Annotated in this window: 23 protein-coding genes; 8 read left to right on the top strand and 15 right to left on the bottom strand. The window is 70.7% G+C overall.

Annotated elements, in window-relative coordinates:
* Nucleotides 1-576 precede the first annotated feature (576 nt).
* From EJC51_RS25855 to EJC51_RS25865, 3 genes are all read left to right on the top strand, one after another.
* On the top strand, nucleotides 577-1,110 hold the full coding sequence (locus EJC51_RS25855; protein WP_126273270.1) for a SigE family RNA polymerase sigma factor: 534 nt from the start codon (nucleotides 577-579) through the stop codon (nucleotides 1,108-1,110).
* On the top strand, nucleotides 1,107-1,907 hold the full coding sequence (locus tag EJC51_RS25860; RefSeq protein ID WP_126273271.1) for a superantigen-like protein SSL4: 801 nt from the start codon (nucleotides 1,107-1,109) through the stop codon (nucleotides 1,905-1,907). The genes EJC51_RS25855 and EJC51_RS25860 overlap by 4 nt, the downstream gene beginning before the upstream one ends.
* 218 nt (nucleotides 1,908-2,125) lie before the next feature.
* Entirely contained in the window at nucleotides 2,126-4,549 is a 2,424-nt protein-coding gene (locus tag EJC51_RS25865) for a non-reducing end alpha-L-arabinofuranosidase family hydrolase (RefSeq protein WP_126277131.1), read from the top strand.
* 119 nt (nucleotides 4,550-4,668) lie between these two features.
* Here the strand turns inward: EJC51_RS25865 and EJC51_RS25870 are convergent, their stop codons facing one another.
* The gene (locus tag EJC51_RS25870) at nucleotides 4,669-6,375 is read right to left on the bottom strand and encodes an RICIN domain-containing protein (protein WP_126273272.1); all 1,707 of its coding nucleotides are present in this window, start codon (nucleotides 6,373-6,375) and stop codon (nucleotides 4,669-4,671) included.
* 319 nt (nucleotides 6,376-6,694) lie between these two features.
* Here EJC51_RS25870 and EJC51_RS25875 point away from each other — a divergent pair, with 319 nt between their 5' ends.
* Nucleotides 6,695-7,168 carry a hypothetical protein gene (locus EJC51_RS25875; RefSeq protein WP_126273273.1) on the top strand — a complete coding sequence of 158 codons (474 nt, stop codon included), beginning with the start codon at nucleotides 6,695-6,697 and terminating at the stop codon, nucleotides 7,166-7,168.
* Nucleotides 7,169-7,197: 29 nt separating this feature from the next.
* On the opposite strand, the gene EJC51_RS25880 is transcribed toward EJC51_RS25875, so the two are convergent.
* From EJC51_RS25880 to EJC51_RS25890, 3 genes are all read right to left on the bottom strand, one after another.
* Complete coding sequence (locus EJC51_RS25880) at nucleotides 7,198-7,548, bottom strand: MerR family transcriptional regulator (protein ID WP_126273274.1); 351 nt, start codon at nucleotides 7,546-7,548, stop codon at nucleotides 7,198-7,200.
* 541 nt (nucleotides 7,549-8,089) lie between these two features.
* Entirely contained in the window at nucleotides 8,090-8,410 is a 321-nt protein-coding gene (locus EJC51_RS25885; protein WP_126273275.1) for an SCO5918 family protein, read from the bottom strand.
* A gap of 236 nt (nucleotides 8,411-8,646) precedes the next feature.
* On the bottom strand, nucleotides 8,647-8,850 hold the full coding sequence (locus EJC51_RS25890) for a cold-shock protein (RefSeq protein WP_028799214.1): 204 nt from the start codon (nucleotides 8,848-8,850) through the stop codon (nucleotides 8,647-8,649).
* 308 nt (nucleotides 8,851-9,158) lie between these two features.
* Here EJC51_RS25890 and EJC51_RS25895 point away from each other — a divergent pair, with 308 nt between their 5' ends.
* From EJC51_RS25895 to EJC51_RS49620, 3 genes are all read left to right on the top strand, one after another.
* A complete protein-coding gene (locus EJC51_RS25895) occupies nucleotides 9,159-9,935 on the top strand; it encodes a hypothetical protein (RefSeq protein WP_244362845.1) in 777 nt (258 codons plus the stop codon).
* Nucleotides 9,936-10,027: 92 nt separating this feature from the next.
* Complete coding sequence (locus EJC51_RS25900) at nucleotides 10,028-10,309, top strand: SCO5918 family protein (RefSeq protein WP_126273276.1); 282 nt, start codon at nucleotides 10,028-10,030, stop codon at nucleotides 10,307-10,309.
* A 104-nt stretch (nucleotides 10,310-10,413) separates the two neighbouring features.
* The gene (locus EJC51_RS49620) at nucleotides 10,414-10,701 is read left to right on the top strand and encodes a ferredoxin reductase domain-containing protein (RefSeq protein ID WP_425276805.1); all 288 of its coding nucleotides are present in this window, start codon (nucleotides 10,414-10,416) and stop codon (nucleotides 10,699-10,701) included.
* Nucleotides 10,702-10,820: 119 nt separating this feature from the next.
* Here EJC51_RS49620 and EJC51_RS25910 read toward each other — a convergent pair whose 3' ends face one another.
* From EJC51_RS25910 to EJC51_RS25955, 10 genes are all read right to left on the bottom strand, one after another.
* The gene (locus tag EJC51_RS25910) at nucleotides 10,821-11,249 is read right to left on the bottom strand and encodes an STAS domain-containing protein (RefSeq protein ID WP_208870743.1); all 429 of its coding nucleotides are present in this window, start codon (nucleotides 11,247-11,249) and stop codon (nucleotides 10,821-10,823) included.
* A gap of 91 nt (nucleotides 11,250-11,340) precedes the next feature.
* Nucleotides 11,341-11,580 carry a CBS domain-containing protein gene (locus tag EJC51_RS25915; RefSeq protein ID WP_126277133.1) on the bottom strand — a complete coding sequence of 80 codons (240 nt, stop codon included), beginning with the start codon at nucleotides 11,578-11,580 and terminating at the stop codon, nucleotides 11,341-11,343.
* 139 nt (nucleotides 11,581-11,719) lie between these two features.
* Entirely contained in the window at nucleotides 11,720-13,147 is a 1,428-nt protein-coding gene (locus EJC51_RS25920; RefSeq protein WP_126273277.1) for a DEAD/DEAH box helicase, read from the bottom strand.
* Between the two features lie 178 nt (nucleotides 13,148-13,325).
* On the bottom strand, nucleotides 13,326-13,529 hold the full coding sequence (locus tag EJC51_RS25925) for a cold-shock protein (RefSeq protein ID WP_126273278.1): 204 nt from the start codon (nucleotides 13,527-13,529) through the stop codon (nucleotides 13,326-13,328).
* 236 nt (nucleotides 13,530-13,765) lie between these two features.
* Nucleotides 13,766-14,218, bottom strand: coding sequence for a DUF5994 family protein (locus tag EJC51_RS25930; protein ID WP_244362847.1), 453 nt, complete (start codon nucleotides 14,216-14,218; stop codon nucleotides 13,766-13,768).
* A gap of 152 nt (nucleotides 14,219-14,370) precedes the next feature.
* Complete coding sequence (locus EJC51_RS25935; protein ID WP_126273279.1) at nucleotides 14,371-14,787, bottom strand: ATP-binding protein; 417 nt, start codon at nucleotides 14,785-14,787, stop codon at nucleotides 14,371-14,373.
* A gap of 166 nt (nucleotides 14,788-14,953) precedes the next feature.
* Nucleotides 14,954-15,433, bottom strand: coding sequence for a DUF5994 family protein (locus EJC51_RS25940; RefSeq protein ID WP_126273280.1), 480 nt, complete (start codon nucleotides 15,431-15,433; stop codon nucleotides 14,954-14,956).
* Between the two features lie 706 nt (nucleotides 15,434-16,139).
* On the bottom strand, nucleotides 16,140-16,484 hold the full coding sequence (locus EJC51_RS25945; RefSeq protein ID WP_126273281.1) for a hypothetical protein: 345 nt from the start codon (nucleotides 16,482-16,484) through the stop codon (nucleotides 16,140-16,142).
* Between the two features lie 136 nt (nucleotides 16,485-16,620).
* On the bottom strand, nucleotides 16,621-17,103 hold the full coding sequence (locus EJC51_RS25950; protein WP_126273282.1) for a DUF5994 family protein: 483 nt from the start codon (nucleotides 17,101-17,103) through the stop codon (nucleotides 16,621-16,623).
* A gap of 235 nt (nucleotides 17,104-17,338) precedes the next feature.
* On the bottom strand, nucleotides 17,339-17,593 hold the full coding sequence (locus EJC51_RS25955) for a hypothetical protein (RefSeq protein ID WP_126273283.1): 255 nt from the start codon (nucleotides 17,591-17,593) through the stop codon (nucleotides 17,339-17,341).
* A 367-nt stretch (nucleotides 17,594-17,960) separates the two neighbouring features.
* Between EJC51_RS25955 and EJC51_RS25960 the strand changes: the two genes are divergently transcribed.
* On the top strand, nucleotides 17,961-18,440 hold the full coding sequence (locus EJC51_RS25960; RefSeq protein ID WP_126273284.1) for a DUF5994 family protein: 480 nt from the start codon (nucleotides 17,961-17,963) through the stop codon (nucleotides 18,438-18,440).
* Nucleotides 18,441-18,477: 37 nt separating this feature from the next.
* Here the strand turns inward: EJC51_RS25960 and EJC51_RS25965 are convergent, their stop codons facing one another.
* Nucleotides 18,478-18,876, bottom strand: a complete 399-nt coding sequence (locus tag EJC51_RS25965; RefSeq protein ID WP_126273285.1) for a DUF5994 family protein — start codon at nucleotides 18,874-18,876, stop codon at nucleotides 18,478-18,480.
* Nucleotides 18,877-19,478: the final 602 nt, after the last annotated feature.

The following is a 19,478-nucleotide window of genomic DNA, read 5'->3' on the forward strand; positions in this document are numbered from 1 at the left end:
CGGGCGTTTACAGACGTAATCCGGGCCGGACGCGCGGACGGATTGGTTCCGGTACCACCGAAACCGCAGGTGGGTGCGCGGCGGTACCGCACGGCACCCGCGCCCGGCGTCCGGCCCACTCCACCCTTCGGTTCGACCGGCCGTCCCGGTTGCACCCTCGGGGCCCCTGAGCCACCGCGCGCCGGGCCGCCGGGCGAAAAAAACTGCGTCGGCGCGGCAACCTTCTCGTCCGCTGCGACAACTGGGAGCCGGAAGGCCGAGTCGAACTACCGGATGGACGGGCATGAGGGCAACACAGCACGCCGCGCCGCAACCGTGGCGCAGGCGCGGAACGGTCAGGGGCATTCCCTTGGCGCGACCGGTCGTCGACGGCACCGCCGTACCGCCGGACGTCGTGCGGCCGACCGGCGTCCGGTTCGCCCGGCCTTGACCAGCCCACCGGCCGGCCTGCGCCGCCCCGCACCCGTGCACGACCGCCGTTCGAATCCCGGGATGGGCCCTGTTAGGCTGCGCCCCCCGTTGTTGTTAAACGCGCAACTAACGCACACTTCACGGCAAGGAGAGGGCGACCGGGGGATGGTCCTCGATGACGCGTCCGCGGAGTTCCACGAGTTCTTCGAACGCCACTACGCCGAACTCGCCCGTCTGGCACACCTCCTGACCGGCGAGGCCGACGCGGCGGACGACCTCGCGGCGGATGCCCTGGTCGCCCTGTGGCAGCGCTGGGACCGGTTGCAGCAGGCCGATCACCCGCTCGCCTACGCCCGCGGTGTGGTGGCCAACCTGGCGCGGGGACGGATCCGCAGCACGGTCCGGGAGCGACGCCGGATCACGCTGTTCTGGTCCCGCAGCCCCGAGAAGGTGGAGGGGCCGGACGCGGCGGCCGTGCTGGACGTCCGCGCGGCGCTCGCCCGGCTGCCGTACCGCAAGCGTGCCTGCGTGGTGCTGAGACACGCCCTCGACCTGTCGGAGAAGGACACGGCGGCGGCGCTGGGCATATCGGTCGGAACGGTGAAGAGCCAGACCTCGAAGGGAATGGCCGAGCTGCAGAAGCTCCTGGGCGCACACGCGGCCGGGGACCTGGTGCCTGGGAGGAGGAGGAACCGGTGAACGAGGACATCGACCGTCGGCTGCGCGAGGCCGCGGAGGCCCACCAGCCCGACCGCGCGCGGATGCTGGCCCGGGTGGAACGCGGCATGGCCGGCCCCGCCGTCCGGCACCGCGCGCGACCGTTCGCGCGGTCCGGCACCAGGGTCGCCCTCGCCGGGCTCGCCGCCGGCGGCATCCTGACGACCGGCGGCCTCGCCGTCGCCGCCATGGTCGCGACCCCGCCGCCCTCGCCGAAGCCCACCGTGACCACGCCCGCCGACCTGCCCCCGGCCGTCAGCTCCCCGCCCCCGACCTCGGCCCGCCCCACCCCGGTCACGCCGCCCCCGGCCACCGCCCCGGGCAGCTCGCGTCCGACTCCGTCGGCCACGACCACCAGTCCCTCGCCGACCGTCGGCGAGAGCCAGGACGGTCCGCTGCGGTCGGCCGGGTCGGTGGATGCGAAGAGCACCGTCTACTGGACGCAGAGCGACCTCGTCCTCAAGACGACGCAGCCGCTCACCGCGCTCACGGTCGAGATCCGGATCGTGCAGACCGGCGGGGCGAAGAACACCGGCACCTGGCAGACCCTGCCGGGGGACGACTTCACCCTCACCGTCCAGGACGCCGGCGGCGCGCTGGTCTACCGCTGGGTCCTCAAGCCGGGCCAGACCGTGCCGGCCGGGACCCATGAGTTCGCCGTACAGTTCAACAACGGCGGCGCGGGCAAGCGCAGTGCCGCGGGTGACGGCTACCGCGTCGACGCGCAGGGTACGGGCGGCTCCGCGTCGGTCCGGGGAGGGTTCGCCCCGACGCGGTGAACGCGGCCGGGGAGGGTTCGCCCCGACGGGGTGAACGCGGCCGGGCGGCAGGGCGACGACGGCGGCCGTGCGAATGCCTCCCTTGATCGCGGCAACCATTGCTGCGCGTGGCGGCAACTGGCGGGTGACCGGGACCGGATCAAGTCCCGCCGCGCCAGAAGGACATACCGTTGTCAGATCAGAACCGCTCTCATCGTCGCCGACCGGCGACCCGCCGCGTGATCGCCGCCTCCGTGGTTCTCGCCGCCGCGGGCGCCGCCGTACCACTGGTCGCCCTGGCCGCACGCTCGCCGGAGGCCGCCGCACCGGCCACGGCCGCCGAGGCGGCGGCCGGCAGCGGCCGTTACTTCGGCACGGCAGTGGCCGCGGGCAGGCTCGGGGACTCGACGTACTCCACTCTTCTCGACCGGGAATTCAAGATGATCACCCCGGAGAACGAGATGAAGTGGGACGCCATCGAGCCCTCCCGCGGCAACTTCACCTTCGGGGCCGCCGACCGGATCGTCGACCACGCCTCCGCGCACGGCCAGCGCCTGCGCGGCCACACCCTGGTGTGGCACTCCCAACTGCCCGCCTGGGTCAAGTCCATCAGCGACGCCGGCACCCTGCGCTCGGTGATGAAGAACCACATCACCCAGGAGATGACCCACTACAAGGGCAAGATCTACGCCTGGGACGTGGTCAACGAGGCCTTCGCCGACGGCGGCAGCGGGCAGCACCGCAGCTCCGTGTTCCAGGACGTCCTGGGCAACGGCTTCATCGAGGAGGCCTTCCGCACCGCCCGGACCGCCGACCCCGCCGCCAAGCTCTGCTACAACGACTACAACATCGAGAACTGGACCGACGCCAAGACCCAGGGCGTCTACAAGATGGTCAAGGACTTCAAGTCCCGCGGTGTGCCGATCGACTGCGTCGGCTTCCAGAGCCACTTCGGCGCGAGCGGCCCGCCGGCCAGCTTCCAGACCACGCTGTCCAACTTCGCCGCGCTCGGCGTGGACGTACAGATCACCGAGCTCGACATCGCCCAGGCGTCGGCCACCGCCTACACCAACGCCGTCAAGGCGTGCACCAACGTGGCGCGCTGCACGGGCATCACGGTCTGGGGCATCCGCGACAGCGACTCCTGGCGCACCGGTGAGAACGCGCTGCTGTTCGACAACAGCGGCAACAAGAAGCCCGCCTACGACGCGGTGCGCACCGCCCTGGGCGGCAGCAGCGGCAGCGGCAGCGGCAGCGGCACGCAGGCCGGGGGCATCACGTCCGGCACCGTCTACACGCTCTCCAACGCGGCCGCCGGACGCGTTCTCGACGTGCCCGCCGGGCAGAAGGCCAACGGCACCCCGCTCCAGGTGTGGGACGCCAGCGGCGCCGCCAACCAGCAGTGGAAGGCCACCCAGAACAGCGACGGCTCCTACACCCTGACCAACGTCGCCAGCGGCCGGGTCCTGGACGAGCCGTTGAACCAGAAGGCCAACGGGACGAAGCCGACGCTCTGGGACGCCAACGGCGGCGCCCACCAGCACTGGAAGGCGAGCCGGAACAGCGACGGCACCTACACGCTGACCAACGTCGCGAGCGGCCGGGCGCTGGACCTCCCCGGCGGCAAGACCGCCAACGGCACGCCCGTCCAGATCTGGGACACCAACGGCGGTGCCAACCAGCGCTGGACCTTCCAGCCGGCCGCGGCGCCGACGAGCGACACGACCGCGGCGCCGAAGAGCGACACGTGTGCTCTTCCGTCGACGTACAAGTGGACCTCGACGGGCCCGCTGGCGGAGCCGGCGAACGGGTCGGTCGCGCTGAAGGACTTCACCACCGTGACGTACAACGGCAAGCACCTGGTCTACGCGACCACCTCCACCGGATCGCAGTGGGGCGCGATGACCTTCCGTCCGTTCACGAACTGGTCGGACATGGCGACGGCCACCCAGACCAAGATCAGCGGTTCCGCGGTGGCGCCGAAGCTGTTCTACTTCGCGCCCAAGAAGATCTGGGTGCTGGTCTCGAACGGGTGGGGTACCTCCTGGCCCTTCAGCTACCGCACGTCCAGCGACCCCACCGACCCCAACGGCTGGTCCGCGCCGAAGGAGCTGTTCACCGGCAGCCTTCCCGCAGGCTCGGGAGGCACCCCGATCGACCCGACCGTGATCGCCGACGACAAGAACATGTACCTGTTCTTCGCCGATGACAACGGCAAGATCTACAAGTCGTCCATGCCGCTCGGGAACTTCCCGGGCAGCTTCGGCTCGTCCTACACGACGGTCATGAGCGACACGAAGGCGAAGCTGTTCGAGGCGCCGGAGGTCTACAAGGTCCAGGGCCAGAACCAGTACCTCATGATCGTCGAGGCGATGGGTGCGAACGGGCGCTACTTCCGCTCGTTCACGGCCTCCAGCCTCAACGGCCCGTGGGCCGTGCAGGCCGGCAGCGAGAGCAGCCCCTTCGCGGGCAAGGCCAACAGCGGTGCCACCTGGACCAACGACATCAGCCACGGTGACCTGGTCCGCGACAACCCCGACCAGACCATGACCATCGACCCCTGCAACCTGCAGTTCCTCTACCAGGGCAGGAACCCCGCATCGGACGGCACCGACTACGCGAAGCTGCCGTACCGGCCGGGTGTCCTCACCCTGAAGCGCTGACCCTCAGGCCGAGGACCCTCAGCCCGAGGACCCTCAGGCCGACGAAGACGACGAAAGGCGCCCCCCTCGAAGAGAGGGGGGCGCCTTTCGTCGTCTTCACCTACCTGAGTGCTGCACCGCTACTTAATCGCTGTACCACCCGAGTTGTGATAGGCGATCGTCTTGTTGATCAGGTTTCCGCCGTCGGACTCGACCGTGGTCTGTTCCTGCTGCCCCGGACCGAAGAACAGGCCGGCGACATGGGCGTTCGCCACCTGGTCCATGTGTCCGAAGAACCAGTCCACCTTGTCGTCCTTGTAGTGGTTGAGGGTGTTGTTCTGCGCCATGTTGCCCACGGGGATCTGCCACAGGACCACCGGCTTGCCCACGGACTCGGCCATCGTCTTGTAGAACTTCAGCGAGGCGGCGGCCTTCTGGTCGGTCCAGAACTTGTCAAGGCCGCCGTGGGCCGACTGTGCGTACCAGCCGGCGTCGCGGTCCGACACATCGCTGACCAGGAAGTCGGCGTTCTTCGCCCCGAGGTCCGCGTAGTCCTTGACGCACTTCTGGAGGTTGCTCTCCCAGTCGAAGCAGGAGAGGTGCAGCCCCACGCCGGCGTTCGGCGCGTACTTGCGCGTCATCTGTATCAAGCACTGGGCGAGTCCGGCGGCGCTGTTCTCCTGCGACCCGCAATCCTTCGGATTGGCGGCCGAGACCTGCGCGGGAACCTGGTGGAGATTGCCGAGCGACCGGGCGAATCCCCAGAAGTCGGGCTCAAGATCGATCGCGTCGTGCGACGTGCCGATCTTCTGGAGGAAGAAACGGTAGTCGTTCAGGTACCGGGTGAGCAGGTCGACCCGGTTGATGGCCTTGACCTCACCCGGACCGTCACCCTCGCCCGCCGCATCGCCGAGGTCGCGCAACGAGTACCAGGTCCACAGCATCTTCTGCGGACGGGACTTGCCCTTGTACGTCGCCTGGGACGCCACCTGGTCCCGCCAGGTCACGTACGTGCCGGGCGCCGTGGTGCTGCCGTTCCAGCAGCCCCACCAGTTCGACCAGCCGTCCTTGCACTTCGCTGCCGTGTAGTAGTCAGACGAGGGCGCGGGCTGGCTGTGCACATAGGCGTAGCGCGCGTCGAACGGCGCGGCGTTCGCCGAGGCGTCGGTCATCGAGCCGCCGATGACCACCTTGTCACTGCCCAGGAACCGCTTCGCCGAGCTGCCGCCACCGCTCGTGGGCGACGGAGACGCGGACGAAGGCGAGGACGAGGGGCGCGGGTTGCTCGGAGCCGGGCTCACGGGAGCGGTGCTGCCCGGCGTGGTGGGCGTACCGCCGCCGCTGACGTTCCCGACCGCGACGAGCTTCCACTGCTGATCGGCGCTGCTCCGGTCGCGGTTCTGGACAACGTTGCCCCCGTTGGCCTTGACGGCCTTGTGGACACCGACGGCCATGCCGCTGAAGCGATTGACCAGACGCACGTAGCCGTCGGACGACTTGGCCAGCTTGAACTGCTGGTTGCTGCCGTTCAGGTCCTTCCACTGCACGAGGGCGGAGCCGGCGGCCTTCGACCAGCCGAGGTCGTCCAGCACCTTGCCGGAGGTCCGGTTCTTCAGCCGGTAGTAACCGTCACCCGAGTCGATGAACCGCCACTGCTGGTTGGCCCCGCCGTGGCGCGCCCACTGCACCACCGCCGCGCCGTCGCTCTTGGCGGAGCCGCGGTCGTCCAGCACCTTGCCGCTGTTGTGGTTGACCAGCACGTACCACTTCTTCAGATCCAGGGTGTTCTGCTTCTGGTCCGCCGAAGCCTGGCTGACCACGACAGCCGAGCCGGCCACGACCACCATGGCGAGCCCTCCCCAGAGCCCCCGCCGCGCGAGCAACCGACGACCACGATGCTTCGGACGACCACTGTGCGCACCGTCGTCGGCACGGTGTCCGCCGACATGTCTGCGCTCTCGTTCCAGGGGCATGCCTGTGCTCTCTTTCACCTGTCGCACGTGACCGGACCACTTGGCCGGACACCACTGAGTGGCCAGAGAGACCGGAAAGGTTGCCGTGAAGATGCGCAGGGCTTTTTTCTTACTCAGCCCCCCGTCCACCCCGCCAGGGCGCCTCCTCCGCTTCCTTGTTGAGCGGTTGGGGCCGTGGCGGAGGATGGTGTCCATGTGTGCCCTCTTCGACCCCCCTTCGCCTCGCCGCGTCACGCCGGGCGAATACCCCGTGTGGGAGCAGGCCCTCGCCCTTCTGAACCGGGACCTCGCGGTGACGCTTCCCCGGCTGGAACCCCTGCAACTGCTGGCCCTTCCGCCGTACGACGCGGGTGAGCCGGAGAACGTCTACGTCGCCACGGCCACCGGCGAGTGGCACGGCAACCCCCTGGACCCGAACTCCCAGGACAGCCCTGCCTCTGCACTGGCGAGCGTCGCCGATGCCGCGCAGGAGACCGTCGTGGAGCTTCTGTGGCAGGCGTGGCCTCTGTGCCCCGAGCATGACCTGGGCATGCATCCGAGGGAGGACGCGGAAGGGCGACTGTCCTGGTGGTGCGCGGGGGAACGGCTGCGTCGCGGCCCGGCTCATGTCCACGCGGCCGTGGGCGCACTCGACGCTTCGGGAACGTCGATCCGTCCACGGTCCTGAGAACCGTCGGGCACGGCGTGCCCGTGGGTTCAGGCGGAGCTGGAGCCGGCACGGTCCGCCGATTCGTCGGCGGCACGACGGTACTCGGTGTTGATGCGCTGCGCTTCCTCGAGCTGGTCCTCGAGGATGACGATGCGGCACGCGGCCTCGATCGGAGTCCCCTTGTCGACGAGCTCCCGGGCGCGCGCGGCGATCCGCAGTTGGTAGCGGGAGTACCGGCGGTGTCCTCCCTCCGAGCGGAGCGGAGTGATCAGACGCGCCTCGCCGATGGCCCGCAGGAAGGCCGGGGTGGCGCCGAGCATCTCGGCTGCCCGGCCCATCGAGTACGCGGGGTAGTCGTCGTCGTCCAGACGATCATTCAGGGGGTTGTCCGATGTCATGCCACCTCACTGTGCAACGCGTCGAGGGGCCCTGGTGCCGTACGGCACCAGGGCCCCGAAGGAAATTGAACACCATCTGTCGGCCCTACTGCTGTGCCGACCTTCTGTTTCCGCTACCCGGCCCGACAGCGGGGGGTGCGGGGGATCGCAGCTGCTTGACCGGGGACCACCATCCATTCCGGGGTCTTGCGGTACCCGGGCCGAGTGCTCCTCGGGCCGGGCGATCCTGATGGCGTCTGCTCCTCCGTTCCTCTCTGAACCAACCACTGATGGAACACCCGCCAGTTCGTGTCTGGCGGATCTCGTCGACCGTGTCTACGAGAAGAAGAATACCCACGCCAGGAACAAAAATCTACTCCGGCAAGAGAAGGTTTCACCCTTCTGGGGGAGGAAGATTGTTGCGGCGATCGGTCCCGGTGAGAGGTCCTGCATCTCGCCCGCCGGCGCTTTCCGGGCGGGCGGCGACGCGACGGTGGGGGCCCTGCCGACGCGCGTCGGCAGGGCCCCCACCGGGCTCCTGAGGGCGGTCTCCCGCCCGTTCTCACACGGCCACGGCGCCGGCGCCGCCGAGCAGCGCGGACGTGGTGTGGACGAGAGCGGGTCCGCCCACGCCCACGGGCGCGCCCTCCGGGCGGTCGTGGCAGGTGAAGCCGAGACCCGTCATGGCGCGCACTACTTCGCCGGCCGTGAAATCACGGGGGTCCTGTCGAGTGATGACCCGGCCCACCTGCTTGACGGGGTAGCGGCGGCGGCCGATGGTCACGGACGCCCCCGTGACGAGCTCGGGCCTGACGCCCTTCATCGAGGCCAGCACCCCGGCCTTGGTCAGCTCGAACGGGTACCTGGCGATGACACAGCGCATGATGCCTCACAGGGAAGAAGTCGCGGGGAGAAGGAGAGCGGGCCGACCGGGCTGTCGGTTTCCATAACCGTTGGAGCGGTCGTATCAAGGAATTCCCGCAGCAGAATGAGCGGCGCAGAGAATCGCCAGAACGAGCAGGAGACAGCAGGGGCGATTTTCCCTGAAAATGCAGCGAGCTGGGGCCCGCACCCCAAGGTGCGGGCCCCAGCCGCGAAGTATGCGTCAGTGCCGGTGCGTCAGGCGGGAACGATGTTCTCGGCCGTCGGGCCCTTCTGGCCCTGCGCGATGTCGAACGACACCTTCTGGCCCTCCAGCAGCTCACGGAAGCCCTGGGTGGCGATGTTCGAGTAGTGGGCGAAGACGTCGGCGCCGCCGCCGTCCTGCTCGATGAAGCCGAAGCCCTTTTCCGCGTTGAACCACTTCACGGTGCCAGTAGCCATGTTGTTTCTCCTTCGGAGGCGGTGTACGGGAGTGCGCCCTGCGCGTATTCCCGTGTCGCCGTGGTGATCAGCCGTCGGAAAAACCTTCTGGCAACCACACCTGCAACTGAGATCGACAGTAGCACGGTGCGATCGGCCTTGCGTGGTGGGTAATTCCCCTCCGCCAGCCGGTCGAGGAATACTCGCCGCACGCCACTCCTATTTCTCATTTCGCGGGTACAGATATTGCTCTCCCCGGGTTGGATGGTGTGGATGCGCTCGTCCGCCGCACCGGCGGCGTAGGCTCGGAGGTACCGAGGGCTCTCCGTGTGCCGACTCCCACGCCGGTGCCGTTCTCGGCGAACGACGACACCGGGCCGGACCTGTCCGGACCGGAGCAGGGTTCGCCCATGACCGTGAACACGCCGGAGCGCCCGGAGACCGCCCACCCCGGGACAACGGGCCGGTGGCCGACGCTTCCCAAGGCGCCGCCGCAGCGGCGTCGGCAGGGGCCCTCACCCGAGAAGGGCGAGCTCGTCCGTGCGCTGACGCGGTGTCAGATCGACGACCGCATGCGAGAGCTCGGCGAGCTGTACACGCGCACCTCGTGTGGCCAGGTGCGGGCCTCGGACCCGTCGGACCAGGACCGGTCCGCCGCGTTCCGGCGACGGCTCGCGGGCCATATGCGGCGGCCGGGTTTCGAACTGCTCGTGGCGGAGAGCGACGGCCCCTTGGGCGCCGTCGTCCTCACGGCGTGCGCTTACGGCTTCCCCGTGCGCGGCGACGGGCCCTGGTGGGACGGCCTCGACGGGTACCTCCCGGAGAGCCTGCTGCGCGTCGCCGCCTCCGGAGGGCTCTTCGCGATCGTCGACATTCTCGTCGAGCGACGGGTACGCACCCAGGACCAGAGCCGTGACTGGAACCTCGCCCGGCGCCTCCAGAAGCGGCTGCTGATCGATCACGCTGCCGCGCTCGGTGTCACGCTGGTCGACCGTGCCAACGCGGACACGCTCGAAGCGCTGCTGTCCTGGGGCTGGCGCCGTCCGTCGGCCGAGGCCCGCGAGGCTTCACACCTCGCTCCCGGCCGACTGCTTGTACTCCACTGACCGGCGGCCGGACCCCCCGCCGCTCTGCCGCCCGCTCACGTTCCATCCGTCCCGGATCCGTCCCGGATCCCTCCCGACCCTGGTGAGGCACCATGCGCTGTGTGATCGCCCGTTACCCCTTCGACCTGTCCAAGGCCGGGGTGGAGATGTCGATGGAGAACATCAGGCCCGAGCCCGTGACGAGGGAGGGTGTCGTGATCGGGGAACGGGTGTACCCCGTCAAGCAGGTGGGAGTGGTGATCACCGGCCAGGACCCGCGCGACTTCACCGCCGCCGAGCTGGTCCGTCTGGGCTTCACCTGCCGGACCGCTCCGCAGCGGCCCTCGCCGATGCCGGGCCTGTCGTACGGGTCCGTCGACCGGTCACTCGGCTGAACCCTCCCGAGTCCCATGGCGGCCACCCTGACGATCCGGCCGGGGCGTGGCTGGTCCGGGCACCGTGCCGGGCAGTATCTGCCGGTGGGGGGTGGAGATCGACGGTGTACGGCACTGGCGGACGTACTCGATCACCGCACGGCCCGGCGACCGGGTGCTCCCCGCCCGGCACGGTGTTGCGACTCGGGCCCGCCCAGGGGGAGTTCGTACTGCCCGAGCCGCCGCCGGAACGGATGCTGTTCGTGACGGCGGGCAGCGGCATCACCCCGGTGATGGGAATCCTGCGCACCCTCGCCCGCCGCCGCCGACCACCCGCCGCCCGGGACACCGTCGTACTCCCGCACAGCGCACCCGATCCCGAACAGCCGGATCCGGGATCTGCGGACCGGTGAAGTGCACGGAGAACCCGGCGAGTTGATCCAGACCTGCGTCAACGCAGCGGCAGGTCCGCTCGTCCTCGACGCCTAGGACCTGCGGGAGGTCTGCGCCCGGCGGCACGGACTGCCGTACGTCACCGGGCCGCTCCGTCGGCAGTACACGTCGATGCGGGGGCGGGTGCTGCGCCACGCGCTGCCGTAGGCGTTCCGCGCCAGGCGTCCTGGGCGCTGGCATAGGCCGGGAAACGGCCGAGTACGCCGCCGCCGAGCAGGACGAGGTCGATGCCCAGGCTGTTGTGGACGACGCGGACCCAGCCCCGCCGGGCCCGGCAGTCGTCCCACGCCTCGCACAGCGGACGCAGGATGCTTCCGTCCGCGAAGGTCACCTCGCGGAGGTCCACTATGAGGAAGACGCGCCCGCGTCCGCTGCGGGCACCCTCCAGAGCGTGCACCAGGGGTGCCACCGAGCTCAGGTCCAGCTCGCCGTGGGCGTGCACCATCCGGCATTCGTCGAACAGTTCGGGCGTCGGGAAAGGCTCGGGCGGGTCGGGACGAGCGCACATGCGCCCCATCTCCTCTGTCAGGTGGAGCTTCGGCGTGCGCCGAGCCTCTGTCGCGCGGAACGGACTGCACGGAGAGGGCCGGGGCCAAGGGCTACCGCGTCGGGCGCGGTGCGCCGAGGACGTCCCGCAGCCGGACGCTGTCCGTGTAGCCGGAACTGCCGCGGTGGACGGCGAGTTCGGCCCGGGTCACCGAGCCGGTGCGTTCGTCGTCCCCGTCGCACAGGAGCAGGTGCTCCACACCGGCACCGGCCATGATGGACAGGGCCACCTCGACGGTCATGTCGTCGAACACGCGCAGTTCGATCGCGTCCAGGTGGTCGATGCGGGCCATGACGTCGAGGGCGGTCGGGTTTCGGTGCATCTGAAGCGGTGTCACAGCTGCCTCCTGCGGTACGGGCGGATGTGTTCTGATCGCGACGGCTGTGCGCGGGCCGTCCGCCGTCGCCGGTCGGCGACGGACCGGCGACCTGTCATGCTGCGCGGCGCTGTCCGGCCGGCCCGCCCCGAGCGGCGCGCCCTCGACGGCCTCGGGCCGAGGCCGACGTACGGGCCGTGGCTCGCCGGGACGGCTCCGCGGGCGGTGCGGTGATGACGACCGGGACGCCGGTCGGGGCTTTGGCGCCGGTGATGCGGCTGAGTTCCGCCTCTCCCGAGCGCACCGCGGTGATCGTCGGGGCGATGCCGGCCGAGGCCATCAACCGGCTCACCTCGCGGCGCTGGCCCGGCGTCACCAGGGTGACGACGCTGCCGGACTCACCGGCGCGCGCCGTACGGCCGCCGCGGTGCAGGTAGTCCTTGTGGTCGCCGGGCGGATCCACGTTGACGACCAGATCGAGGCCCTCGACGTGGATGCCGCGCGCCGCGACATTGGTCGCCACCAGCGCCGTCACCTGCCCGCTCTTGAACTGCGCGAGGGTCCGGGTGCGCTGCGGCTGGGACCGGCCGCCGTGCAGGGCGGCGGCGCGGACACCGCTGCCGAGGAGGTGCCTGGTCAGCCGGTCCACCGCGTGCTTGGTGTCCAGGAACATGATGACCCGGCCGTCCCGGGCCGCGATCTCGGTGGTCGTGCGGTGCTTGTCCGTCTCGTGCACATGGAGCACGTGGTGTTCCATCGTGGTGACGGCACCCGCCGACGGGTCGACGGAGTGGACCACCGGGTCGGTCAGATAGCGGCGTACCAGCTTGTCGACGTTGCGGTCCAGGGTGGCCGAGAAGAGCATCCGCTGGCCCCCGGGACGCACCTGGTCGAGCAGCGCGGTGACCTGGGGCATGAACCCCATGTCGGTCATCTGGTCCGCCTCGTCCAGGACGGTCACGGCGACCTCGCCCAGCAGGCAGTCGCCCCGGTCGATGAGGTCCTTCAGCCGCCCCGGTGTCGCGACGACGACCTCCGCCCCGGTCCGCAGCGCGTTCGCCTGCCTGCCGAGCGACATCCCGCCGACCACGGTGGCCAGTCGCAGCCGTACGGCGCGGGCGTACGGGGTGAGCGCGTCGGTGACCTGCTGGGCGAGTTCCCGGGTGGGGACGAGAATCAGGGCCAGTGGCCGCCGCGGCTCGGCTCGCCGTCCCGCCGTACGGGCCAGTACCGGGAGGCCGAAGGCGAGCGTCTTGCCCGAACCGGTGCGGCCACGGCCGAGTACGTCACGGCCGGCCAGGGAGTTCGGCAGGGTCGCCGCCTGGATCGGGAACGGCACGGTCACGCCCTCGTGGCCGAGCGCGGCCAGCAGCGGCGCCGGCAGGGCGAGTTCGGTGAACGACTCGACCGCGGGCAGTGCGGGCACGACCGTCTTCGGCAGCGTGAACTCGCCGCGGGGCGCGGCCTGGCGGCCTGCGCTGCCCTTGGAGCGGCGGGTGGCGTGTGTGGTTCGACGGGGGTGTTGAGCGCGTGCTCGGTTCATGCGGAGCCTTCCTCGATGCGGGCGCGTGTCAAGGAATTCCCGCAGCACGATGAACGGCGCAGAGAATTGCGAGAACGAGCAGGGGATAACAGGGGAGATTTTCCCTGAAAATGCAGCGAGCTGGGGCCCGCACCCCAAGGTGCGGGCCCCAGCTGCGAAGTATGCTTCGGTGCCGTGGTCAGGCCGGAACGATGTTCTCGGCGGTCGGGCCCTTCTGGCCCTGCGCGATCTCGAACGACACCTTCTGGCCTTCCTGGAGCTCGCGGAAGCCCTGGGTGGCGATGTTCGAGTAGTGGGCGAAGACGTCGGCGCCGCCGCCGTCCTGCGCGATGAAGCCGAAGCCCTTTTCGGCGTTGAACCACTTCACAGTGCCGGTAACCATGTCAATTCTCCTTCGGAAACGGTGCTCGAAGCCCGCCCTGTGCGCGCTTCGTGTCGCCGTGATGATCTGCCCGTCGGAAAATAAACCTTTTGGCAACCACAACTGCAACCTGATTAGACAGTAGCACGTAATGCTCGACGATGTGCCGCGAATAATTCCGCTCAATCGGCTGGCGCGGGGAATATTCTCGGTGCCGCGTGCCTAATTCTCCCTTTGCGCCGACAGATATTTCCCCGTCAGCGGGTCAGGAGCGTGCTCGCCCCGAGGTGGAGCTCGGGGTCGGCCGCGGCGGCCATCAGCCGGGCTGCTGTGTCGGCGGGCTCCTGCGGCGGGACCACCAGGAGCACCCAGCGTCCGACGGTGTCGCAGTCCAGGGTGATGACGTGCGCTTCGTCCGCGGATCCGGTCACGTCCACGGCGATCACCTGACCGGGCGCCATGATCGTGTGCGGTGGGTCGGGCCATTGGGCGGCGTCCACGGTGATGCGCACCGTGCTGCCCCGGTCCGGTTCCAACGCGGCGACGAGCGAGGGCAGTTCCAGTTCCAGGGAGTCACAGCGTGGCCACCACGCGCCGTCCAGCGGGCCGTGGCTGACTTCCGGGGTGAGGGCCAGGCGGGGCAGGGGCATGCGGTAGGTGTGCCCGGGGTCCGCGAGTGGGCCTTCGGCCGGCGTCGTGCTGGGTTCCATCGTGCGGTCCCGTCCCGGGAGCCGAGGACGGCTGCCCGTTTCGTCACTCGTCCGGGAACGGCACCGCCGGTCGCGCTGCGCGAAGAGCCCTCGGTACGTCCAGCCTACGCCCGGGCGGGTGCCGGCGGGCCGAGGAACGATGTCCGGGCCGGTCACAGGGCCAGCACCGCGCGCACTCTGTTGCCGCCCCCGTCGACCGGATCGATGTCGAAGTGCTGCGCCAGGCACCGCACCATGGCGAGGCCCCGCCCGCTCTCACCCCAGGTCGTCAACGGCCGCACGCCCGGTCGGCCGGTGCTGCCGTCGTAGACCTCGACGGTCACCTGGGTGTCCGACACGTGCAGGCGCAGACGGCAGCTGCCGCCGTGCCGAGTGGCGTTGGTGACCAACTCGGAGACGATGAGCGTCGCGTCGTCGATGTGCTCGGCGTCGAGCCCCGCCCTTCGGTGGTCGCTCCGGGCGAGGAACTCCGAGGTCAACTTGCGTGCCCTGCCCGCCGATTCGGCCTCGTCGGGCAGCAGGTACTCAACTCCTGCGGAACGCCGATGGGTACGCCGATGCGTACGCATGGCGAATCACTTCCCCTCCTGGGCCACCCGACCACCATGGCCGTGGCCGCTCTCCGGTCCGCGGCATGTTCTCCCCCGCCGGGCCTGCCCGGTGCTGATGCCCCGTGCGGGTGATCGCCAACCGGAAGCGGATGGACCGGGCGTCGGCGGCGCGGCATCGCGCAGGTCACCGGTCACGCGCCGGGCGACTTCCTCCCGCGTCCTGAAGGAGCGCGCTCGCGGTGAGGCGGAGCGCGGGATCGGCGGCGGCCGTCATCAGCCGCCCGGCCGTGGCCGTCCCGGTGCCGGGCGGGACGACCAACAGGTCCCGGCGTCCGACGCCATAGGCGAAGAGCCGGATGGCGTGCGGGTCGAACCCGGACGTGAACCACGCCGCCCGCACCGTGTGGCCGGCGACCGGCAGCTCGCACGGTGCCTGGGGCCAGGCGTCGCGGTGAGCGGCCACACGGCTCACCCGCCCCCACGACCTGTCGAACGCTGCGATGAGCGCGGGCAGTTCGGCCCGCAAGTCGTCGGAACGGGGCCACCAGGCGCCGCTCACGGGGCCGGGCGGGAAGGCCGGCGGGCGCAGGGTGAGGCGGGCGGGCCGAAGCGGGGCGGGCGGTGTCCGGTCGGGCGAGGCGCGTTGACCGATGGGCGCGTTCATGTCGCGGTCCCTGTCCCCGGGCCGCCGTGCGGCGGACCGGTGTCGTGGTGCGCCGAGAAGGACGCCGACGGGGAGCCGGCGTACGGGCAACTCCCGGTTCGTCCACGCTACTCCGCCCCGGTGCCTCGGCGGCCGGGCCGTCCGAGGGATTCTCGATCGCTCGCGGGGGTTCTCACCTCGGGGGAGTCCGCCTAGGCTTGCGGTACCCCGCCGTGCACAGGATTCCGTCGGAACGCACGCGGTTCGGCAGCCCGGCGGCTGCCTGTGCCCCCAGTCCTCGGGCAAGGACAAATTCGCGGCCTCTGTAGAGCAGTCGGCTTTCCGTAGCCCGTTGTGGGCCGGCTCCTGCTCACCCCGTCCTGCTTCCCCTCGTCGCGAGACCGGCGCGGTGCCTCCCGCGTGCCGTCGCACGGTCCGATGCGGGGCACACGGCTCCCGTATCGCGCGCCCGTGAAGGGGGATTCGGCCGCGTGGGGAGTCTCGGACGGCCGCCGCCGAGGCTCGGATGACCGGCGGCGGCCGTCGGAAGACGCGCGCACCGGCGGTCGCGTCCCGCGAGGTGCCCCGGCCGGGCGCCGGGAGCCCCGCCTGCCCAAGTCCCGGGCGTGGCCCGCGCGTTCCGGTCCGTTGGCCGGCCGCACCACCCGGCGGGGCGCCGACGCGCCGGCGGCGCTGTGGCCGCTCGTGCGCGCGGCAGCCGCCCGGTTCACGCCCGCAGCAGCCGCCCGGTGATCTCCCGGTACTCCCGCAGTGCGAGCCGGAGTTCGGTGTTCTGCGTCTCGGGGTCCTGGTCCTGCCAGCCCGCGCGCAGCACACGTCGCCGTTCCGCGAGGGCCTTGAGCAGCGCGTCGGTGGCTTCGTCGAAGGCGCTCTCGGCCTCCTTCAGGGCCTCGCGCGGTGCGTCCGCGAAGGCGTTCACGGCGTGTCCGAGACGCCGGACGACCTTGTCCCGTCCATCGGACGGGATCAGCGGGTCGGGGCCCAGGGAGCGGTGCCCGCCGGGGTCGGCGGGCCGGTCGGCGGGCTGCTGGGCGCGTGTCTGGTCGTACATCGTCGTATGCACCGTTTCCGTGGTGATGAGTGGTGATGAGTGGTGATGGGTTCGCCGCCCGAAGGCACTTCCGGCCTTCCCGGCGGCCTGCTTCAGGCTGCCGGGAACCCGGCCGGCCCGTCTTCTGCCCGGAGGCTCACCAGGCCACCGCGGCGCTGACGGCCGCAGCGGGGAGCGCGGCGGCGTCATCTGCCCGCCGGAGCGGCCCGGCCTCGTACGACGAGGGGGTGCCGTCGGGCTGTTCCGCCGCCATGAGGGCGGACGCGGTCGAATGCGGGCCGGTGCCCGCGCTCGCGGCGGTCAGCAGCCGGGCGGCCGAGGGGTCGGCGGTCTCCGGGGGAATCACCAGGAGGTCCCAGGGCCCCGCCGTTCCGGACAGCAGCAGGATCTTGTGCGGATCCAGCTCAGAGGTGAACCAACCGACCTTCACCACATGGCCGTTGACGAAGATCCTGTGCGGAAGGATCGGCCAGTAGCGGGGATTGACGGCGATCCGGGTGATCCGGCCCCACAGCGGCTCCAGTACGCCCGCCAGTGGGGGGAGTTCCTGCGTCAGGTCGCGTGAGCGGGGCCACCAGGCGCCGTCCAGTTCGACGTGCCCGGCAGGAGGGCAGCTCACAGGTCTGAGGGCGAGTCGTGCGGTCGGGGTCGTGAAAGGTATGGCGCTCAGCGGAGAACGGTCGTCGGTCGCGGACATCGTGCGGACCCGTCTCCGGACCCCCTGCGCGTGAGCAGTTGTCCGGCGTCTTTGCTCACCAGGAACGACACCGGTATCGGGGCCGGTGCGCGAAATGCTCCCGATGACCTCACGCTACTCCCCGAACAGGCCGAACGGACCGCTCCCGGCCGGCGCCTCACTCGCTCCCGTGATCCTTCTCCGGGGACCGGCTGGTCTCCAGCCAGGACCGCGCCGGTTCCGCCGCCCGCGTCGTGTCGACGACGAGTTCGAGGCGCGTTCCTCCCCCCGCGCCGGCGGGATAGCTGCGCTGCTCGGTGGCCGCGAAGCAACGACGGAGCACCTCCGCGACGCGCCGGGCGACCTCGGGGGAGGCCGCGACGATGCGTACGTCGGCATGCCCTTCCCGGGGTGGTTCCGTGGGCTGCTGCATGGCGACCTCGTCGTCTCGTCACGGATCAGTGGAGCGGATCTTCGACTGTACTCCGGCGCTCCGCCCCTCCTCGCGGTGGTGATGCGCGGTGCCCGCGCCCGAAGCTCCGCGTGGGCGTTTCGGCCGGAGGTGTTCGGGGACACGGTGGGCGGAGGTCGTATCGCGTGCCGGTTCGGCAGTGAGCCGGCGTTCCATTCGTCCGCCCGCTCCTGCCGTCCGGCTGCGACAGCGGACGGCAGAATCGTGCCTTCAAGGGACCGCGCGGCCGCGAGCGGCTTCACCGCACCACGCGGAGTAACGTGGTGAAGGCACCTTCCGATCCCGTGTTCGCCGCAGACGCCGAACCCCGAAGACGGGCAGGTTCCTCATGGTCGACTCCGACACGCCCCCGGGTTCACAGCATCTGCCCAGTGTTGATCTCTCCGACCTGCGGCCCGGGAGCGCACTGCTCCGACTGGAGACGACGACATCGCACGAGGGCATCCTCGACGGGGCGTGGTGGCCGCGGTCCCGGGACATCGGTGCCGAGCTGCCCGCCCTCGTGACGGCCCTCGCCGAACACCTCGGTCCCGTCACCCGGGTAGGGCTGGACGCCGTGGGCTGGGAAGGGCTCCCGACGCGGATCGTCGTCGACGACCGTGTGGTGCACATCGACTCCTTCGCCGTCGGTGACGACACCGTCCTGATCACCCGGGGGGAAGAGGACATCTTCTCGCTGCTGGTGATTCCGCCGAACGCGACGCCCGAGGCCGCGCACGCCGCCATGGCCCAGGCCGTGCGGCCCGACAACGTCACCCGGGCGGAACAGATCCTCATCGACACCGGGACCGGGAGCGCGGCGCCCTGAGGGACGGTCGCGCGGGCGCCGGGTGAGCCCGTCGACGTCAGGCGGGGGAGCTCAGCGCACCGGTCATGAGCGGCGCGGCATCCTCCTCGGTGGTGTCGGGCGGCACGACCAGAAGGTCCCAGCGGCCGTGGCCGGGGGCGAGCAGGACCACGGTGTCCAGGGCATGCCGCGCGGCGGCCTTGCGCAGTCGTACGACCTTGTTGCACACGAGCATCCGCCCCGGTGCCGCGGACCAGGCCGCTCCGTTCACGGTGATGCCGGCGATGTGCCCCCAGGCGGGCGGCAGCCCGGCGAGCAACTCGGGAAGCTCCGCCAGGAGGTCGTAGGAACGGGGCCACCACACGCCGTCGAAGCGGCGCGGCAGGGGGCTGTGGGGTGCCAGGCGCAGACGGAGGTGAGGGCTGGCGGGCGGGAGCGGTGGCACTGTGGCGGTCATGAGGGTTCCTTCAGGTGTGGTCATGAGGGTTCCTTCAGGTACTGGTGGAGTGGCTGGTTCGGTCAGGCGTGGCGGTCGACTCCGGCAGGGATGTCGTCTCCGTCCCCTGTGCGCGTGCCAGTGCCAGTGCCGTGAGCCGGGCGACGCCGCCTCAACGCCTCGCGGCGGCCGGCCTCTTGCGCGTGGCCCGGTGCCGGCCACGTGGTCGCAACCCTGACGGTCAGTCGGCCGGGTACCGCGGACCGCTGTGCCATGGGGCGACGGCGCCGGTGGTGAAGAACAGCAGGACGGTCCTGCACGGGTCGGGCTCCGGCCGCGAGCCGGTGGCGGAAAGGCCCCGCGCGGCGCCGGGCTGCCCGCTCGGGCGGAGGCGGGAGGAGCGGGAAGGCCGGGAGGGAGGGGTGGAAACAGGCGCCGAGGAGCGCTGGGGGAGAGCCGTGAAGGGTTCGGGGGCCGAGGCCATCATGCCGACCTGTCTCGGGAGACCCCGGGGTTCGGCGGGTCTACCGGCGAGTGTGTCTCGCCGAGGACGAGACCGGCGCGGGAGCCGGTGTGCGACATGCCCTCAGTGCCTCCACCGTACTCCGTCGCGCGGTGCTGTC

It is taken from the genome of Streptomyces aquilus, from assembly GCF_003955715.1.
GTDB lineage: Bacteria > Actinomycetota > Actinomycetes > Streptomycetales > Streptomycetaceae > Streptomyces > Streptomyces aquilus.